Genomic DNA, 18,345 nt, shown 5'->3' on the forward strand with positions numbered 1-18,345 from the left:
CGCGGCTCTGTGTGTATGCGCGAAGGGGGCCGTCCACACGGCCCCGTTCTCATTACCCTCCGCTTAGGACATCGGATGAGCCCTGACCAGCCGCACCCCCCGCACGGCCACCCCGCAGCGCTTGCCCCGGTGGATGCCGCTGATCTGACTTGGCGCGAAGCCGAAGGTTTGGGCGCGGTGCCGGTCTCAGCCCGGTTCGACGATCCGTATTACTCGCTGGAGGACGGGCTGGCCGAAACCTGCCATGTTTTCTTGCTGGGCAACGATCTGCCCACGCGGCTGGTCCCTGGGTTTCGGGTGGCGGAACTGGGCTTTGGCACCGGGCTGAACCTGTTGGCGGCGTGGGATCTGGCGGAGCGGCACGGCACAGCGCTGCGCTATACCGGGTTCGAAGCCTTCCCCATGCGCCCCGAGGAAGCCGCGCGCGCGCTGATGCCGTGGACGCCGCAGTTCGGGGACAAGATCACGCGCCTGTTGGACGGATGGCGTGAGGACGCCATCACGCTCGATACCCCGCTGCTACAGGCTGAGGTGATCTTGGGCGACGCGCGCCAAACCTTGCCGGAATGGCGGGGCATGGCGGATGCGTGGTTCCTCGATGGGTTCGCGCCGGCCAAGAACCCGGAACTGTGGGAGCCTGCCCTGCTGCACCAAGTGGCGCGTCATACCGTGCCCGGAGGCAGCTTTGCCACCTATACCGCCGCAGGGGCTGTGCGGCGCGCATTGGCCGAGGCGGGCTTTGCGGTTGAGCGGGTGCGCGGCCACGGCACTAAACGCCACATGACCATCGGTCGTCTGCCGGTGAACGAACCCGGCGGCACGGGTGGTTCCGCAGCCGGGCGCGTCTCTCCTCCCGATACCTCCGCGCAGGCCTGAGCATGACTGAACAGAATACCCGGCTTGGCATCATCCTGATGGTTGCTACCACGTTCGTTTTCGCGTCGCAGGACGCGATCTCGCGTCATCTGGCGACCGAGTACAACGTCTACATGATCGTCATGATTCGCTACTGGGCGTTCGCGATGTTCGTGACCGCACTGGCGGCGCGCAGCCGGGGCGGATTGGCCCGCGTTTTGCGGCCCCGGCGCCCGGTCTTGCAGGTGGTGCGCGGCGTGATTCTGGCGATCGAAGTAGTCATAATGGTCTTTGCGTTCGTCTATCTGGGGCTGGTCGAATCCCACGCGATTTTCGCCGCTGTTCCGCTCATCATCACCGCGCTTTCGGGGCCTGTGCTAGGCGAAAAGGTCGGCTGGCGGCGATGGAGCGCGATCGGCATCGGTTTTATCGGTATTCTGGTGATCTTGCAGCCCGGAGGATCGGTCTTTGCCCCCGCCGCGATTCTGCCGCTTCTGGCAGCGGCGATCTTTGCAGCCTACGGCCTGCTGACGCGGCTGGTCGCTCGCGATGACGGGGCGCAGACCTCGTTCTTCTGGACGGGGGTGGCCGGGGCCGCGACCATGACCCTGATCGGCGTGTTCTTCTGGGAGCCGATGATCTGGCAGGATTGGCTGTGGATGGGGGTGCTGTGCTGCACATCGACCACCGGGCATTACTTGCTGATCAAATGCTATGACGTGGCCGAGGCCAGCGCAGTGCAGCCATTGGCCTATTGTCAGTTGGTGTTTGGCGCTTTCTACGGCGTCGCGATCTATGGCGAGCCGCTGGAAAGCAACGTGATCCTTGGTGCGGGGATTGTCGTGGCGGCGGGGCTGTTCACCTTCTGGCGGACCCGCCAGAAGGCTGCGGTCTGATCCGCGCGACCCTTCGGATCATTCCCCGGCCATTGCCTCTTCGGTCGGTTTTTGCTGACCTTTCAGCATCGCGGTGAATTGCAGCGGGGCGCTGGGCGCGCCGTTCAGCCGCGCACGGTAGATCGGGATCGATTCGGACACGCGCATGACGTAGTTGCGGGTTTCGCGGAACGGAATCATCTCGATCCAGTCCACCACGTCGATATCGGGATCGCGCGGATCGCCGCGTTCTTCGGCCCAGCGGACGGGCCGACCGGGGCCGGCGTTATACCCGGCGGCCACCATCGAGGGCGTATCCCCGAAAATCTCGATCAGCCCGGCAAGATAAGCCGAGCCCAGCCGCGCGTTATACACCGGGTCCGAGGTCAGGCGGGCTAGGTTGTAGGGCAGCCCAAGTTCGCCTGCGACGTCTTTTGCGGTGCCGGGCATTAGCTGCATCAAACCGCGCGCGCCGACAGGTGACTGCACCGCAGGGTCAAATTCGCTTTCACGCCGGGCGATGGACAATGCCAGCGCCGGATCGACAGGCAGGTCGGCGCGCTCCGCCAGCGGATGCAGCGGATAATAGGCGGCGGGCAGAATCATGCCCCCTTCAGCGGCACGCTTGGCCACCATCACCGCCAGATGCGGCTTTTCCTGTGAAATAATCAGGGTTCCCAGCGCGCCAGCCTCGGTCCGGTCCAATCCTTCGACCAGATGCGTCAGGAAGCGTTCGGATTGATGTTCCTCCCCGGCGGCCACCATCAGCATCCCGATGGTGAAGACCGAGCTTTCGGCAAAAGATGTCTGAATCCAGTTCGGGAATACCTCACCGCCCGCCATGATCGGGTCCAGCGGCTGGCCCAGCTTTTCGGCGGCGAGCAGGCCATAGAACGCGCTTTGATACTGCGCCCCCTCGGCATAGGCCGCCTTCGCAGCGGCATCATCGCCCAACGCTTCGTGCGCGCGGCCCAGCCAGTAACCTGCGCGGCTGCGGCTGATCGGCGTTTCCACGGCCTCGTCAAAGCGGGTGAAATGCACCAAAGCGCGTTCGGCATCGTCCAAGTGAACAAGCGACAAATAACCCGCCAACCATTCGAGATCGGCAAAATCCCCGCCAGAGGCCAGATAGTGGCGGCTGGCCAGCTGATAGGCGCCCTCGTAATTTCCGGCGCGCATTTCCATGCGTGCGTAAATCCGGCGCCAGTTCGACCAGAACGATGGCTCCCCCAATGCGGCCTGCGACACGGAGGATGTAGCCAGCAGGGCGGTGGCGTCTTCGTTGCGGCCCTTGCGGGCGCGCCAGTTGAATCGCTCGAACGCCAGACCGGGATCGTCCTGCATATCCTCCGGCACGGCCTCGATCAGCGTGTCCACCCCGGCGGCCTGACGGCGCAGGGCGGAGCGCGCGGCTGCCAGCTTCTGCCACCCGTCGGAGACCTTGGGATACATGCGCTGCGCGGCGCTCCATTCCGCTTGCCACAACAGCCAATCCAGACGGGCCTCGTGGTGTTCTTTCAGCGTGTCGCCATAGAGCGACAGCAGTTCCTGTTCGGTGTCGGGGGTCAGCTCATGCGCGCGCCACGCCATGACGGCTAGCACTTCGGCCTCGCCATCGCGGCCAAGGGCGCGGTTGGCTGCGATCAGGCGCAGAAAGCCGTGGCCGGTGTCAGGCAGATCATCCCCGAAATAGGCGATCACCTGTTCCGGGTCGGCTTCGGGGCGAATCGACCCTTCGCCCTGCGATCGCAGATAGGCCAGCCCCGGCCAATCGGCGTGATCGGTGAGAAACGCCTGATAATCGGCAAATTCCCCCACGGCGCTACGCAGACGATACCATTCGACAAGCGTGGCCAAATCGGGCCCGCCCGGCACGGCCCCCAGACCGGCAGCCAGCCAATCGCCCTGCGAGAGCGCAGCCAAAGTGGTGCGCAGTGCCGCGATCCGGGTGGGAGAGGTGATTTCGTCGAGGCGCGCCTTTACCGCTTCGGGCGAGACATCCGCGTTGCTCGCCACATTGGCGTGCAGCGGCGCGGGACGGGCCGCAGGCGGGGTGCGGTTGGCGTTAGGTTCGGGGTCACCTTCCTGTGCGACGGCATAGGACGCGCCTGTCAGCCCCACCCCGACCGAGGCCGCAAGCAGTGTAAACAGGGCCACGGCGACGCCGTGACGGGAAGGAAGTCGGACGAGCAAGGTCAAAATTACGCTGAAACCCCAGATTTTCTTAAGGATGGGGCAGCTTCCGCTTGCCCGCAATTCACAAACTTGGCAACCCGCACCGGCGGGGGTAGGTTCCGCCGACATACAAATCAGGCGAGTCCGGTGCGGACTCACGGTCAGTGAAGGAGACGGGCGATGTTCAAAGGGTCGATGCCAGCATTGGTCACGCCGTTCAAAAACGGCGAAGTCGACTTTGACACGCTCAAGGATCTGGTCGAATGGCACATCGCCGAAGGGTCGCACGGGCTGGTGCCGGTGGGCACGACCGGTGAAAGCCCGACGCTGACCCATGATGAACATGAAACCATCATTGAAACGGTGGTAAAGGCCGTGGCGGGGCGCATTCCGGTCATTGCCGGCGCTGGGTCGAACAACACCGTCGAAGGCGTCCGCTTCATGCGGTTCGCGCAGAAGGTTGGCGCCGACGCGGCGCTGGTGGTCACGCCCTATTACAACAAGCCCACGCAGGAAGGCCTGATTGCGCATTTCACCGCGCTGCACGATTGCTGCGATCTGCCAATCATTATCTATAACATCCCCGGCCGTTCGGTCGTGGATATGAACCCGGTGACGATGGGCGCACTGGCGCAGCTGCCGCGTATCGTCGGGGTAAAGGACGCCACCGGCGAAGTCGACCGCGTCAGCAAGCAGCGCATGACCTGCGGCACGGAATTCATCCAGCTGTCGGGCGAGGATGCTTCGGCACTGGGGTTCAATGCCCAAGGCGGGCGCGGCTGCATTTCGGTCACGGCCAATGTCGCGCCGAAGCTATGTGCCGAGTTTCAGGAAGCGACGCTCGCGGGCGACTATGCCAAGGCGCTCAGCTATCAGGACCGGCTGATGCCGCTGCACGAAGCGATCTTCCTTGAGCCTGGAGTGGCGGGCGCGAAATATGCGCTGAGCCAGCTTGGCAAATGTGGCGAGGAAATCCGTTTGCCGCTGACCCCAGTGGGGGATCTGACGCGGAAGGCCATCGATGCGGCGCTGCGTCACGCGGGGCTGATGAACTGATTTAGGGCTTTGCCCGCCGCACGTTCAGGCGGCTCTGGAATAAGAAGAAGGCCCGGATGCTGATCGCGTCCGGGCCTTCATGCGTTCAAACTTCTGGCTCCATCACATGGCGCCGACGATCAGCGCGGCGACGGCTCTGCATCCAGCGCAGATCCTCGGCAGTGATGTGGCCACCGGCAGGGCGACGGGTCTGACGCGACAGCGCCGCGGCGATGAAGCTGTTGGCAAGCAGTTGAAGCATGGGAACGGTCCTTTCCGCATAGGTGTGTCGAACAGTTTCAGACCTAAGCCACGCGGCGGGTTGTGCCCACTCAGGAAGATTGCCAATCTGTAAGCTCAGCTTACGGAGCAGTTATGGATTGGCGCAATATACCCTCACTTTCGGCGCTTCGTGCGTTCGAGGCCGTCGCCCGTCATGAAAGTTTCACTGAGGCTGCGCGGGATCTTAATGTCACCCATGCCGCGCTGTCGCAGCATGTGCGCGCGCTGGAGGGCGATTTTTCGGTGGATCTGGTGCGTCGCTCCGGACGCGGCGTGGTGCTGACCGATGCGGGTCGGCAACTGGCCGCGGGTCTGGCAGACGGTTTCGGAGCGATCGCCGATACCGTCGCAGCCCTGCGCGAGGATCAGGCCGACCGGCCACTGGCGGTCGCGCTAACACCCTCCTTTGCCGAGCATTGGCTAATGCCGCGGCTGGGCGCGTTCTGGGCCGCCTATCCCGGTGTGGAGTTGTCGTTGCAACCCGGCACGGCGCTGGTGGAGCCGCGCACACCGGGTGTCGATGTCGCGGTGCGTTGGGGGCGCGGGGGGTGGCCCGGCTGGCACGAAACCCGGCTGCCGGTGGCGCATCTGGTCATCGTCGGCCCGCCAAAGCTGCTGCCACAGGGCGCGGACACGCCGCCCGAGACGCTAAAGCGGCTGCATTGGTTTCTGGATGCCACCTTTGCCGAGGGGCGCACATGGGCCGAATCGCTGGGGTTAATGGGGCCCGAAACCGCCGCGACGCTGCTGCCCACGACCGGGCTGCTGTTGTCCGCGGTGCGCGCGGGCTACGGGCTTTCGGTGGTGCCGCGCGGGTTTGTGGCGGATGATATCCGCGCCGGGCGCATGGTGCCGCTGGTCGAAAGCGACGACAGCGGGCTGAGCTATTTCCTGCTCTGCAAAAAGGATCGCAATCCCCCCGGATTGGCGGAATTCAGTCGCTGGATGCTGCAAACCGCCGCTGCCGAAATCGCCGAGGATGCATTGCATGCGGCGGTGACCGCACCTGCCCCACCGCGCTGAGGGCTCAGTCGTCGTTGATATCCCGGTCGAACGTGCGGACGGAGCCACCGCTTGACGGCGCGAACAGCCGTCGCAGCACGACCCACGCGACCAGCGACGCGCCGGCAAAAAACAGCAGCGTCCCGGTCAGGGTGCCTGCGACCAACCCGCCAAAGAGCCCGCCCGCCAGCAGCACAAGACCGGTCGCCGCCGCCCCAAGCGCAAAGCCGAGGAACAGATAGCCCGGCACCAGCATCTCAACGATTGCCAGCACCACGGCCCCGGCCAGCCAAATCCACCACGACCAGATCACGCGGCACCTCCGCCGCCCGACCGGCGCAGCATGCGGAAGGCGTCGCCGAAGGCCTCCAGCGCCTGAGCGGGCACGACGATGGTCTGTTTTCCGGTGCCGTGACCCAGCGCATTCAGCGCCTCCACCTGTTTCAGCGCGACCTGATACTGCGCGGCCTCGATGCCATTGTCGCGGATCGCGGCGGCGACGACAGAGGTGGCGTAAGCTTCGGCGTCGGCCTGCACCCGGCGCGCCTTGGCGGCCTGCTCGGCGGCGTAGAGTTCGGCATCGGCGGACAACTCCACCGCGCGGCGCTTGCCCTCGGCTTCGGTTACATGAGCGCGGCGGGCACGCTCGGCGTTCAATTGTTGCAGCATCGCTTCGCGCGTGGCTTGGTCCAGATTGACGTCGAGGATTTCGGCGCGGGTGACTTCGATGCCCCAGTCATCCACCGCGTCTTCGACCTGAGCCTTGATCTTCAGGATCAGTTGCGCGCGGTTGGATTGCACTTCGTCCAGTTCCATCATTCCGATCTCGGCCCGGACGATCCCCGCGACGGTGGTGGCGATGGCGGGATCGACGTCACGGATGCGGTAGACCGTCTTTTCCGGCTCCAGAATGCGATAGAACACGCTGGTTTCGACCTGCACCAGCACGTTGTCGGAGGTGATGGCGTCTTGATTGGCATTCGGCAATTGCCGTTCGAGAATCGAAATCTTATGCGCGACACGGTCCAGAAACGGCACGATTAGGTTAATGCCCGGTCCCAGCACGGCGCGCAGGCGGCCAAATCGCTCGACCACATACTTTTCCGATTGGGGCACGATCCGCACGCCCAGAAGCACGCAGATCACGATGAACAGCGCCAAAAGCGCCACGAGGATCTGGTTGCCCGTCACTTGGGCCAGAAGGGTCTGCATATCCATTGGGTTTAATCCGTCAGATGAAATCTGGCCTGACTATGCCCGCAGGGGTGGCGTTGGGGAAGGGCGCATCGCCCCCATTCCCTTGGACCTGTGGCAGGCGTATCGTAGGCCTATGCCCGCCCTGTGCCGCGATTGCCTGACCCCGTTCGAAACCGGACCCGCCGCGGCGTCCGGGCTGTTGCGCTGTCCCGCCTGTCGCAGCCCGCGTGTGACGGCGCATCCCGAACTGTTCGACCTGTCGATTGCGCATATGGATTGTGACGCGTTCTACGCCTCGGTTGAAAAACGCGACAATCCGGCGCTGCGCGATAAGCCGGTCATTGTCGGCGGCGGGCGGCGGGGCGTGGTCACGACGGCCTGCTATATCGCCCGGATCAAGGGCGTGCGGTCCGCCATGCCGATGTTTCAGGCCACGCGGCTCTGCCCCGAGGCGGTCATCGTGAAGCCCCGGATGCAAGTCTATGTCGAGGTGTCCCGGCAGATCCGCGCGATGATGGAGGATATGACCCCGGCGATCGAGCCGCTGTCGCTGGACGAGGCCTTTCTGGACCTCACAGGCACCACGCGGCTGCATGGCGCACCGCCTGCGGTAATGTTGGCGCGGTTGTTGAAGCAGATGGAAACCGAGCTTGGCATCGGCGGCTCGGTCGGGCTCAGCCACAATAAGTTTCTGGCCAAGCTTGCCTCGGATCTCGACAAGCCGCGCGGTTTTTCGGTGATTGGCGAGACGGAAACGGAGGACTTCCTCGCCCCGCGGTCGGTCCGGCTGATCTGGGGGGTGGGGCAGGCGGCGGCCACGGCGCTGGAGGCGGCAGGCATCCGCAGCTTTGCCGATCTGCGCCGCTGGGATCGCAAGGCGCTGTCTGAGCGTTTCGGCGCACATGGGGACCGGCTGTGGCATCTGGCACGCGGGCAGGACAATCGCCGGGTGACCCGCAACGCCAGCGTGAAGTCGATCTCGAACGAGACGACCTTCAACGAAGATACTGCCGACGCCGATGTGCTCGACGGTCATATCTGGCGATTGGCGGAGAAGGTTTCGGACCGGGCCAAGGCCAAGGATCTGGCGGGGCGCGTCGTGGTGCTGAAGCTGAAACGCCATAACCATCGGCTTTTGACCCGGCGCGGCACCTTGCGCGATGCTAGCCAGATGGCCGAGGTAATCTATCGCAAGGCGCGTGAACTCTACGATCAGGCCGGTGATGCGGGGCCATTTCGGCTGCTGGGCGTGGGCATATCCGATCTAATGCCTGCCGCCCGTGGCGATCTGTCAGGGGATTTTCTGGACCCTGACGCCGCCCGCCGCAGTGCGGCCGAAGTGGCGCGTGACCGCATCCGCGCCCGGTTTGGGCAGGATGCGATCACCAAGGGCCGGTCGCTGCGCTAGGCTCAGATGGCCAGAACCGTGCGCTCAAGGAACCAGTAGGCCCCGACCAATGCGATAAAGATGGACGCCGGCACCGCAATGACCCGGCGATACCAGACCTTTCGCCCGGCCCAGCCGACCAGCACCAGCGCCGCCAAGATCACGGTCAACTGGCCGAACTCGACCCCTACGTTAAAGCCGATGAGCCCGGTCACGAACCGCGCGGGTGACAGGCCCAGATCGCCCAGCATGTAGGCAAACCCCAGCCCGTGCAGCAGCCCGAAGCCAAACACCACCGCGTAGCGCCACCAGCCAAGTTTGGGACGTAGGATGTTTTCGATGGCGACATAGGTGATCGACAGCGCGATCAGCGGCTCGACAATCGTCGCGGGGATGGTGACGAGTCCGAGGCTCGCCAAAGCAAGCGTCGCGGTATGGGCCAGAGTGAACGCTGTGACCTGCAACAGAAGCGGCCGTAGATGCAGAGAAAAGAAAAACAGTCCCAGCACGAACAGGATATGGTCGAGCCCCATCGGAATGATGTGTTCGAACCCGATGACGATGTAGCGCAGGAAGGTCGACACATGGCTTTCGTTGACGACCTCGCCGCGGGGCAGCGGCTCGGACCGATCACCGGGGTTGAGATAGGCGGTATAGGCGTCCTCCCCCGCGCCGACCTGTCGGATCACCAGCGGTCCATAGCTGTCCTGCCAGCCGACCGTGACCGGAGCGTCGCCCTGCGGCAGTGTCGCGGTAAAGGTCACGCGGCTGTCGCGGGGCAGGGCGGGGTCCGGCTCGTCCACCACCTCGACCGACTGCAAGTCCGGGCTCAGCCGTTCCGGCCCGGAGCGCAGATCAAGCCCGGCAGCGATCTCGGGCCATGCGGCGGTAAAGCGCTCGGCCAATTGTTCGGGCGGCAGTGCGCGCAGCGCGTCATAGTCATCCGACAGCGGGCTTTCATTCGTATCGTCCAGTGCGCTCTGGTCGATGCCGGTCACCACGGCCTCACCCGACAGGGTGACGGTCATTGTCAGACTCTCGGCAGAAACCTCGATATCCGACACGGCGGGGCGCAGCTCATGGGCGGTGGCGGCCCCGGCAAGTGCCAGCCACAAAGGCGCGAGGATCGTTGACAGTAGGACGGGCAGCCGCAGCTTGGACAGGAACAGGGACAAGGGATACTCCGATGAGGCAATTATTGAGCGCGGCGCTGATCTGCGCGATTTCCGGCCCGGCATGGGCGCATGAGTTCTGGATATCGCCGGAAGACTATACGGTCGACCCGGGAACCCGGATCAAAGCCGAATTGCGCGTCGGCTCGGAATTCTCTGGCGCGGGCTATGCCTATCTGCCCAAACGCACATCCCGCTTCGAACTGGTGCAGGACGGAACCGTGACGCCGGTGGAGCCCCGGATCGGCGACAGGCCCGCGCTTAACGTGGATGTAGCCGAGGACGGGCTGGTCGTGGTGGTGCACGAAACCGCCGATAGTGACCTGACCTACGATGATTGGGAGACGTTCACCCGGTTCTTCACCCACAAGGATCTGACGGGCTTCCCACAGGTGCACTATGATCGCGGCCTGCCCGAAGACCCGGTGAAGGAAGTCTACCGCCGCTACGCCAAATCGCTGATCGCGGTGGGCGACGGTGCCGGGCAGGACTCGCCTACGGGGCTAAAGATCGAAATTGTCGCGCGCACCAACCCCTATACCGACGATCTGTCGGAAGGCATGACGGTGGAGGTGCTGCTGGATGGCGCGCCGCGCGTCGATACGCAGGTCGAGGTGTTTGATCGTGCGCCGAATGATCTAATCGACATCCACTATTACCGCACCGATGCGCAGGGGCAGGCGGTGTTTCCGGTCGAGCCGGGGCATGAATACATGGTGGATTCGGTGGCGATGTCCGCCACCGACAATGATGATCCACAGGCCGGGCCGGTCTGGCGCTCGATCTGGGCGAACCTGACCTTTGCGGTGCCTGACTAGGGCGCGACGTCAATCCGGGCGGCCGACGGGCCGTCCGAACAGGCGCAGACGGCTGACGCCGCCATCGGGGAACATGTTGAACCGCACATGCGTCGCCGGACCGAAATCCGCCAGCTCGGTGAACAGGTGTTCGTGATCGGCCTGCAGGCGGGTTTCCGGCAGCAGCGTTTTCCAGAACATCGAATCCGTCACCAGCGCGTCGGTAAGCCCGTCTCCGAAATTACGCATATCGGCGACTTGGATCGAACAGCGGTCCGGGTAATTGCCCTTGAAATGGCAGGTGTCGACCAGCGCTTTCTCGATCACGCCGCGCGCGCCGAGGGCCAGCACCATCCAGTCATAGCCCGGCTCCCGGCGGCGGCGGGTTTCCCAACCATCGCCCATGTTGATGCCGCGTCCGGGCGCGAGCAGGCGCATATAGTCGCCGTAATGCGCATCCGAAAACGCCAAGATGCGCCCGCCGTTCAGCGCGGCGACAAGGTCGATTTCGCCGTCCGAGCTGTCGTCGAGTTCCGGCACGCCATAGACCCGCAGCCGCGCAATGCCGCCATCTGGGTAGATGTGCAGGCGCAGATACTGCCAGCTTTCGAAACTGTCGCAGCTGAAATAATGCTCCGCCGAAGCGCTGAGCGCCTTGTGCGGCAAGATCTGCACCCAATTGGTGTCTTCTTCCGTGGCGCCCAGTTCATGGGCCGCTTCGATCTTGCAGGCGGGGGCGTAGTTCCCGGTGAAATGCGATGTGTCGAGGTTAAAGCCAAGGATCCGGCCCGGCGCGGCCAGTTTGATGACCGCGTGGTCGTGGCCGCCATCGCGGCGGCGCTGGGTTTCCCAGCCATCCATCCATTTGCCGTTGTCGTCAAATTTATCGGGGATGAACACCGGCGCGTTGTCCTGAAGCATCCGCTCCAGCGGCGCAAAGAATTCGTTGCTGGCTGAAACCGCCTGTGCGCCCAGTCCGGCAGAGGCCAGATTGATGCCCGTGCGGGCAAAGAGCGGAATGTCGGCGCGGATGTTCTCTATCGTGGTCATGCGAAACCTTGGTCGTGATCAGGAGGGCGGCGGGGCCACGCAGAAGGCGGGTGCGCCGGAAGGGCCAGAAAAGCCACTTGCCAATGTGCATAGGACCAAGGCGCGTCTGCTGCAAGCGAGGGCAAACCGCGTGGCACAGGCGCAACCGCAGCATGCTGATAAAAGCTGCCCCGCGGGCGGCTATTGTTTTCCTGCGATCATTCTGGAAACTCGCAGGCAACCTGCCTTTGACGAAAGCTTCCTGCATGTATGATCTTGCGGTTATCGGCGCCTGGGCCGAATTCGCCGTCCGCTGGCTCCATGTGATCACCGCGATCGCATGGATCGGCTCTTCTTTCTACTTCATCGCGCTCGACCTTGGGCTGCGGGCGTCGCCCGATGCGGACAAGGGCGTCGGCGGCGAGCAGTGGCAGGTGCATGGCGGCGGGTTCTACTTCATCCAGAAATATCTGGTGGCCCCCGATCGCATGCCCGCCGATCTGATCTGGTTCAAATGGGAAAGCTACGCGACATGGGCGTCAGGCTTCACGCTGCTGGTGCTGGTCTATTACCTCGGTGCGGAGTTCTACCTGATCGACCCGAACGTCGCCGACCTTGCGGTGTGGCAGGCGGTGCTGATCTCGGCGGGGTCGCTGGGTTTTGGCTGGCTGGCTTATAACGCGATCTGCAATTCGCGGCTGGGCAACAGCTCGACCGGGCTGATGGTCGTGCTTTACGTCATCCTTGTGGGTATGGCGTGGGGCTATACGCAGATCTTTACGGGCCGCGCGGCACTGCTGCATCTGGGCGCGTTCACCGCGACGATCATGTCTGCCAACGTGTTTCTGGTCATCATCCCCAATCAGAAGATCGTCGTTGCCGATCTGATTGCGGGCCGCAGCCCTGATCCGAAATACGGCAAGATCGCCAAGCAGCGGTCCACCCATAACAACTACCTGACCCTGCCCGTCATTTTCCTGATGCTGTCCAATCACTACCCGCTCGCCTTTGCATCCGAAGCGAACTGGATCATCGCATCGCTGGTGTTCCTGCTGGGCGTTTCGATCCGGCATTGGTTCAATTCGCACCATGCCGGGCGCGGCAATCCGCATTGGACATGGGCGGTGACGGTGGTGATTTTCCTCGTCATCATGTGGCTGTCCACCGCGCCGATGTTCCGCCCCGATGGCGAAGATCAGGCCATGACCGCCGCCGCGCAGCGCTTTGCCGCGGCGGATGGGTTCGAGGAGGTCGAGAGCATCGTGATGGGCCGGTGTTCGATGTGTCACGCGCAGGAGCCTGACTGGCCCGGTCTGCATTGGGCCCCGAAAGGCGTGCATCTGGAGACCACCGCCGACATCGCGGGACATGCGCGGGCGATCTACCTTCAGGCCGGTGTGGGGCACGCGATGCCGCCCTCGAACCTCAGCTTTATCGAGCCGGACGAGCGCGCGGCGATCATGGCATGGTATCAGGCCGCGACCAAGTAGCGCGGGCCAACCCTGCGCAGTCCCAGCCACCGCTTGAGAGCCGGGGGGTGATCCACTAGGTTCCGGGCAAAGGTCACCATCAACGGAGCCTCCTCATGGCCGAAAGCAAATCCCCGCAGCGTCTTCACCTCGTATTCGGCGGAGAGTTGGTCGACCCGACGCGCAATGTGTTCCGCGATGTCGATGACCTCCACATCGTGGGCATTTTCCCCGATTACGATACCGCCTATGCGGCGTGGAAGGGCGAGGCCCAGCGCACCGTCGATAATGCGCATATGCGGTATTACATCGCCGACCTGCACCGCCTGCGCGAAGATGCTGCAGTGACGTCGCCCGACACCCCTGCCGACGGCACGGCTGGCTAGTCCAGTGACGCAGACGGCCGGGTCAGCAGGCGGCTCCGCGCCGGACGCGCCACGCGGTGCGCTGGGGCAGCTGTTTCAACGCTTGGGCGGTGGCGCGCCTGCGTCTCGGGTGCCGGAAACGCCGGTCGAGGCCATGCGCCCCGAAGGGCCGCTGCTGTGGCTGCATGCCTGCAACACCAAGCTCGACATGCGCGCGCTGTCGGTCCTGATCCGGCGGGTGGCCGAGGATGGCCCGCGCCCGCATGTGTTGCTGACCGGACAGGCGGGCACCGTGCCGCGGGATGAGCCACGGCTAAGCGCGGTTTTGCCACCGCCGGACACGCCGCAGGATGCCGCGACCTTCCTTGACCGCTGGCGGCCTGATGCCGCGATCTGGAGCGGCGCGCCAGATCGGCCCCATTTGCTCGACGCGACGGCGCGGCGCGGAACGCCCTTGATCCTTGCCAACGCGACCGGCCAATCGGCACGGGGCGGGCGGGCCGGTCGCCGCGACCGACAGATGCTACAGCGGTTTCACCGGGTTCTGGCGCGCGACGGCGCTGCGGGCGCGGCATTGGCCCGTCTGGGCGTGGCGGCGCCCCGGCTGGAGGTGGCGGGCGTGCTGCGCGAAGCCGCGATCGCATTGCCCTGCGACGAAGACGAGCGTGCCCAGTTCGCCGCCCTGTTGAAAGCGCGCCCGGTCTGGTTTGCGGCCCGCGTGCCGCCGGCGGAACTGGACCGCGTGGTCAATGCCCATGTCGGCGCGGCGCGTATGGCGCATCGTTTGCTGCTGATCTTACAACCCGCCGATCCCAATTGTGGTCCCGCGTTGGCGCAGACCCTGCGCAAGGGCGGCTGCCGGGTGGCGCTGCGCTCGGACGGCGATTTGCCGGGTGAAGAAACCTCGATCTATATCGCGGACCGTGCCTGCGACGATGACGCAAGTGGCCGCGAAAGCTTTGCCGAGCGGGGCTTTGCCGCCGAGGGCTTCGCCGAGGAAGGCTTCGCGGAGGAAGGCCTGTGGTTCCGCCTTGCGCCCGTCACCCTGCTGGGCGGCACCCTGCGGGGCCCCGGTCCTGCGTTTGACGTGAACCTCCCTGCCGCGCTGGGCTCCGCAGTGGTGGCGGGCCCGCGTTCGGGCGGGCGTTGGGGGGCGGTGCTGCATCGCTTTGTTGCCGAAGGGGCCGCGCGCCGGATCGGCCATCCCGATGCATTGGCCAATGCGGTGTCGGATCTGCTGGCCCCGGACAAGGCCGCCGCGCTGGCGCATAACGCGTGGGCACTGGCATCCGACGGGGCGGAAACGACGGACCGTTTGGCGGAATTGATCTGCGATGCGCTGGACGGGGTGGCGATCTGATGCGCGCGCCTGATTTCTGGCACACTCCGCCCCACAAGCCCGGCTTGGCCGCACGCCTGTTGCAGCCGCTGGGCGCCCTCTACGCCCGCGGCACCGCCCGGCGGCTGACCCGGCTCGGCCATCGCGCAGGTATCCCGGTCATTTGCGTGGGCAATATCAACGCGGGCGGCACCGGCAAGACGCCTACGGTGATCGCGCTGGTGCAGCTGCTTAACGATTGGCTGGGACACGACGCTGTGCATGTTGTCAGCCGGGGTCATGGCGGATCGCTGGAGGGGCCGGTGCGGGTCGATCCCCGCACCATGCGCGCGGCACAGACAGGTGACGAGCCGCTGTTGATCGCTGCCTTTACGCCCACATGGGTCGCGCGGGACCGCGCCGCCGGGGTGCGCGCGGCCGAGGCCGCGGGCGCGCAGGTGGTGGTGCTGGATGACGGGTTCCAAAATCCTTCTGTCATCAAGGATCTGTCGCTTGTGGTCGTCGATGCGCGGATGGGGTTCGGCAACGGACGCTGCATTCCGGCGGGGCCGCTGCGAGAGCCGGTCGCTGCGGGAATGGCGCGCGCCGATCTGTGCCTGTTGATCGGCCCGGCTGTCGCGCAGAACGAGTTCGCGCAGCAGTGGGGCGCGCAGGTCACCGTGCCGCATCTGCGCGGCGCGTTGTTGCCTCTTCAGACTGGGATGGATTGGGCGGGACTGGCCACGCTGGCCTTTGCCGGGATCGGTCATCCGGAGAAGTTCTTTGCTACGCTGCGGGATCTTGGGGCCGATCTGCGCCGGGCCGAGGCGCTCGACGATCACCAGCCATTATCCGAACCGCTCATGACGCGGCTTGAAAACGAGGCGCGGCTGATCGGGGCGCAACTGGTCACCACCGAAAAGGACGCGGTCCGCCTGCCGCCAAGTTTCCGGCAGAAGGTGCTGACCCTGCCAGTGCGGCTGATCTTTGACGATCCCGCACCGCTGGAGGCCGCGCTGGCGCGGATCGGTCTGCATCCCGCGTCTCGGGCTTGAACGGCGCGCGCGGCGGCCCAGATCACCAGAATGAAAACAGTTTTGCTGACCGGCGTGACCGGATTTATCGCCAAGCGCGTCGCGCTTAAATTCCTCGAAGCGGGCTATGCCGTGCGCGGCTCCCTGCGCAGCCCGGACCGGGTGGAGGAGGTTCGCGCCGCGCTGCGCCCGCACTTGGCCGATGCCGCGGCGCTGGATCGCTTGAGCTTCGTCACGCTCGATCTGCTGCGCGACGAAGGCTGGGCCGAGGCGCTGGCCGGGGTCGATGCGTTGATCCACACGGCGTCGCCCTTCCCGCTGTCGGAGCCGAAAGACCCCGACGCCCTGATCCGCCCGGCGCGCGAAGGCGCATTGCGGGCATTGCGCGCAGCGCAGGCGGCGGGCGTGCACCGGGTGGTTCTGACCTCCTCCGTCGTGGCGGTGATCTACCCCGCGTCCCCCCATGCCGACCGCCCGCTGACCGAAGCCGACTGGACGGACCCCGACAGCCCGATGGTCGGGGCCTATGCCAAGTCCAAAACGCTGGCGGAGCGCGCGGCGTGGGACTTTGTCGCCGAACACCCTGAGATGCAACTTTCCACCATCAACCCCGGTCTGGTGGCGGGGGAGCCGCTGGACAGCCATTACGGCAGTTCGCTGGAAGTGGTGGAGCGGGTGCTGCGGGGGCGTGACCCAATGCTGCCCAATATCGCGTTTCCGGTGGTGGACGTGGCCGATGTTGCCGCGATGCATCTGCGCGCGGCGGAACGGGACGCGGCCATAGGGGAGCGTTTCATCGCAGCCGAAGCGGGCACCGTGCCCATGCCGCAGATCGGCGCGTGGCTGGCCGAGGCCTATCCCGACCGCCGCATCCCCACCCGCACCGCGCCGAACTGGCTGCTGAAGGTGATGGGGCTGTTCGATCCGGCAGTGCGGCAACTGCGCGGCCAACTGGGGTATCAGCCTCGGGTGTCGTCCTCGAAAGCTGCCGAAATCCTTGGCATCGACTTCACCCCAGCGCGACAAGCGCTGTTGAAATCGGCGCAGTGGCTCACCGCCGCGAATAAGGTTTGAGCGTCCCTGCGTCGCTGCTATCGTGCTTCCTGCGGACAGGGGGCCGGTGGCAGCGCCGTCCCTGCTGTGGGCCGCGTGTGCATGTATGAGTTTGCTCCCACAGGAGGGGTGTGTTTGAGACGAGTATTCGGGGTGGGCAGATGCCGTTTGGCGGCTGCGGCCATCATGGTGCTGGCGGGATCGGCGATCTCCGTGCAGGCCGAAAAGACGCTAAGCGAATTCGCCGGAAATCAAAGCGAATGGGTGCTGGTCGCCATTGACGGAGCTCCGGCACCGGATGGCGTGACGCTGACCTTTCCCGTCCCGAACCGCATATCCGGGCAAGGTCCGTGCAACAGCTATTCCGCACAGATCGTGGCGCCGTTTCCGTGGTTCTCCCTTGCCGGGATCACCGCCACGCGGATGGTCTGCCCGGCATTGGAAGCGGAGCAGCGTTATTTTTCGATATTGGAGCATATGAGCGCGGTGGAGTTGAACGGCGCGTCGATGACACTGACAGGCGCGGGGGAATCGCTGCGTTACCGGGCACGCTGAGCGCGCAGCAGTGCCTGCATCAGCCGCGCGCGGGCCGGAGGCAGTGGCCGTTCGCCCAGAGACGGGCGCAGATGGTTGTCGAGAAAGAACCCGGTGACCTCTAGCCCCTGCATGACCTCGCCGTCGCTTTCGGGCGCGTCGCCGGTCAGGCAGGGCGCAAGCGGCAGCAGCCGGTCGGCCCATTCGCCTGCACCCGTGCGGCTGACGGCACGCCCCGTGCGCGGCGAGACATAGGTCAGCCCGGCGTCTGCCCCTGTCACCGCGCAGGCAGACAGGTCCAGCCCAAACCCCATCTGATCTAGCAGCGCCAGTTCCCAGCGCAGATAGGCCAGTGGCCAATGTGGCGACTGACCGACCAGATCCAACAGGAACTGGGTCTGACGATAGAGGACGGGATAGGCGGCACGCTCCGGCAGGGCAAATGTCAGCAACGCGGTTACGGCTGTCAGGCCCGCGAGTGCGGTGCGGTCGCCCAGCAAAGCGGCAGCACGGGCCTGCATCGGCTCCACCGTGAAATGCCCTAGGTGTGCATCGAGCCGGGCGCGCCATGTCAGGTCCAGTTGCGCGCCGGGTTGAAGCAATGGCGCGATACGGCGGCCCGCACCGCCGCGCACGACGCCGGAATGGCGACCGTGGCTTGCGGTGAACACATCGATGATCGCGGCGCTTTCGCCGTGCTTGCGCACAGCCAGAAGCGCACCTTCTTCACGCCATTCCATGCGGGATAGATGGGCGTGTGCCGGGG

General features: G+C 65.1%; 20 protein-coding genes. 13 read left to right on the top strand and 7 right to left on the bottom strand.

The window, feature by feature from the left end; translation table 11 throughout:
* The first annotated feature begins 75 nt into the window (after window positions 1-75).
* Window positions 76-876 (top strand): tRNA (5-methylaminomethyl-2-thiouridine)(34)-methyltransferase MnmC2, encoded by an 801-nt coding sequence (gene mnmD / locus CBW24_RS01415; protein ID WP_097372443.1) that lies wholly within the window; start codon window positions 76-78, stop codon window positions 874-876.
* A 2-nt stretch (window positions 877-878) separates the two neighbouring features.
* Window positions 879-1,751 (top strand): DMT family transporter, encoded by an 873-nt coding sequence (locus CBW24_RS01420; RefSeq protein WP_088662939.1) that lies wholly within the window; start codon window positions 879-881, stop codon window positions 1,749-1,751.
* Window positions 1,752-1,769: 18 nt separating this feature from the next.
* Here the strand turns inward: CBW24_RS01420 and CBW24_RS01425 are convergent, their stop codons facing one another.
* Window positions 1,770-3,887, bottom strand: coding sequence for a lytic transglycosylase domain-containing protein (locus tag CBW24_RS01425; RefSeq protein ID WP_157772995.1), 2,118 nt, complete (start codon window positions 3,885-3,887; stop codon window positions 1,770-1,772).
* A gap of 198 nt (window positions 3,888-4,085) precedes the next feature.
* Between CBW24_RS01425 and dapA the strand changes: the two genes are divergently transcribed.
* Window positions 4,086-4,961, top strand: a complete 876-nt coding sequence (dapA, locus tag CBW24_RS01430; protein WP_088662937.1) for a 4-hydroxy-tetrahydrodipicolinate synthase — start codon at window positions 4,086-4,088, stop codon at window positions 4,959-4,961.
* Window positions 4,962-5,046: 85 nt separating this feature from the next.
* On the opposite strand, the gene CBW24_RS18250 is transcribed toward dapA, so the two are convergent.
* On the bottom strand, window positions 5,047-5,202 hold the full coding sequence (locus CBW24_RS18250; protein WP_157772997.1) for a hypothetical protein: 156 nt from the start codon (window positions 5,200-5,202) through the stop codon (window positions 5,047-5,049).
* A 113-nt stretch (window positions 5,203-5,315) separates the two neighbouring features.
* On the opposite strand from CBW24_RS18250, the gene CBW24_RS01435 reads away from it, so the two are divergent.
* The gene (locus CBW24_RS01435; protein ID WP_088662936.1) at window positions 5,316-6,245 is read left to right on the top strand and encodes a LysR substrate-binding domain-containing protein; all 930 of its coding nucleotides are present in this window, start codon (window positions 5,316-5,318) and stop codon (window positions 6,243-6,245) included.
* Between the two features lie 4 nt (window positions 6,246-6,249).
* Here CBW24_RS01435 and CBW24_RS01440 read toward each other — a convergent pair whose 3' ends face one another.
* A complete protein-coding gene (locus tag CBW24_RS01440; protein ID WP_088662935.1) occupies window positions 6,250-6,537 on the bottom strand; it encodes an NfeD family protein in 288 nt (95 codons plus the stop codon).
* Window positions 6,534-7,442, bottom strand: a complete 909-nt coding sequence (locus CBW24_RS01445; RefSeq protein WP_088662934.1) for an SPFH domain-containing protein — start codon at window positions 7,440-7,442, stop codon at window positions 6,534-6,536. Before CBW24_RS01445 ends, CBW24_RS01440 begins: the two co-directional genes overlap by 4 nt.
* Window positions 7,443-7,554: 112 nt before the next feature.
* On the opposite strand from CBW24_RS01445, the gene CBW24_RS01450 reads away from it, so the two are divergent.
* Entirely contained in the window at window positions 7,555-8,829 is a 1,275-nt protein-coding gene (locus tag CBW24_RS01450) for a DNA polymerase IV (protein WP_097372445.1), read from the top strand.
* Window positions 8,830-8,831: 2 nt separating this feature from the next.
* On the opposite strand, the gene CBW24_RS01455 is transcribed toward CBW24_RS01450, so the two are convergent.
* On the bottom strand, window positions 8,832-9,983 hold the full coding sequence (locus tag CBW24_RS01455) for a HupE/UreJ family protein (protein ID WP_232530002.1): 1,152 nt from the start codon (window positions 9,981-9,983) through the stop codon (window positions 8,832-8,834).
* Window positions 9,984-9,994: 11 nt separating this feature from the next.
* Here CBW24_RS01455 and CBW24_RS01460 point away from each other — a divergent pair, with 11 nt between their 5' ends.
* Window positions 9,995-10,798, top strand: coding sequence for a DUF4198 domain-containing protein (locus CBW24_RS01460; RefSeq protein WP_097374082.1), 804 nt, complete (start codon window positions 9,995-9,997; stop codon window positions 10,796-10,798).
* 9 nt (window positions 10,799-10,807) lie between these two features.
* Here CBW24_RS01460 and alc read toward each other — a convergent pair whose 3' ends face one another.
* Window positions 10,808-11,827 carry an allantoicase gene (gene alc, locus CBW24_RS01465; protein ID WP_088662931.1) on the bottom strand — a complete coding sequence of 340 codons (1,020 nt, stop codon included), beginning with the start codon at window positions 11,825-11,827 and terminating at the stop codon, window positions 10,808-10,810.
* Here alc and CBW24_RS18255 point away from each other — a divergent pair.
* From CBW24_RS18255 to CBW24_RS01495, 7 genes are all read left to right on the top strand, one after another.
* Window positions 11,808-12,080: a hypothetical protein gene (locus CBW24_RS18255; protein WP_141100241.1), complete on the top strand. Its 273-nt coding sequence runs from the start codon at window positions 11,808-11,810 to the stop codon at window positions 12,078-12,080. The genes alc and CBW24_RS18255 overlap by 20 nt on opposite strands.
* Window positions 12,073-13,296 (top strand): urate hydroxylase PuuD, encoded by a 1,224-nt coding sequence (locus CBW24_RS01470; RefSeq protein WP_097372447.1) that lies wholly within the window; start codon window positions 12,073-12,075, stop codon window positions 13,294-13,296. The genes CBW24_RS18255 and CBW24_RS01470 overlap by 8 nt, the downstream gene beginning before the upstream one ends.
* A 95-nt stretch (window positions 13,297-13,391) precedes the next feature.
* Window positions 13,392-13,661 carry a DUF4170 domain-containing protein gene (locus tag CBW24_RS01475; RefSeq protein ID WP_088662929.1) on the top strand — a complete coding sequence of 90 codons (270 nt, stop codon included), beginning with the start codon at window positions 13,392-13,394 and terminating at the stop codon, window positions 13,659-13,661.
* A 4-nt stretch (window positions 13,662-13,665) separates the two neighbouring features.
* On the top strand, window positions 13,666-15,000 hold the full coding sequence (locus CBW24_RS01480; RefSeq protein ID WP_097372448.1) for a 3-deoxy-D-manno-octulosonic acid transferase: 1,335 nt from the start codon (window positions 13,666-13,668) through the stop codon (window positions 14,998-15,000).
* Complete coding sequence (gene lpxK, locus CBW24_RS01485) at window positions 15,000-16,013, top strand: tetraacyldisaccharide 4'-kinase (RefSeq protein WP_097372449.1); 1,014 nt, start codon at window positions 15,000-15,002, stop codon at window positions 16,011-16,013. Before CBW24_RS01480 ends, lpxK begins: the two co-directional genes overlap by 1 nt.
* 30 nt (window positions 16,014-16,043) lie before the next feature.
* Complete coding sequence (locus CBW24_RS01490; protein WP_097372450.1) at window positions 16,044-17,066, top strand: NAD-dependent epimerase/dehydratase family protein; 1,023 nt, start codon at window positions 16,044-16,046, stop codon at window positions 17,064-17,066.
* Between the two features lie 114 nt (window positions 17,067-17,180).
* Window positions 17,181-17,600, top strand: coding sequence for an META domain-containing protein (locus CBW24_RS01495; RefSeq protein WP_157772999.1), 420 nt, complete (start codon window positions 17,181-17,183; stop codon window positions 17,598-17,600).
* Here the strand turns inward: CBW24_RS01495 and recO are convergent.
* The gene (gene recO, locus CBW24_RS01500) at window positions 17,585-18,319 is read right to left on the bottom strand and encodes a DNA repair protein RecO (protein ID WP_088662924.1); all 735 of its coding nucleotides are present in this window, start codon (window positions 18,317-18,319) and stop codon (window positions 17,585-17,587) included. The genes CBW24_RS01495 and recO overlap by 16 nt on opposite strands.
* Window positions 18,320-18,345 lie beyond the last annotated feature (26 nt).

Source organism: Pacificitalea manganoxidans (genome assembly GCF_002504165.1).
GTDB lineage: Bacteria > Pseudomonadota > Alphaproteobacteria > Rhodobacterales > Rhodobacteraceae > Pacificitalea > Pacificitalea manganoxidans.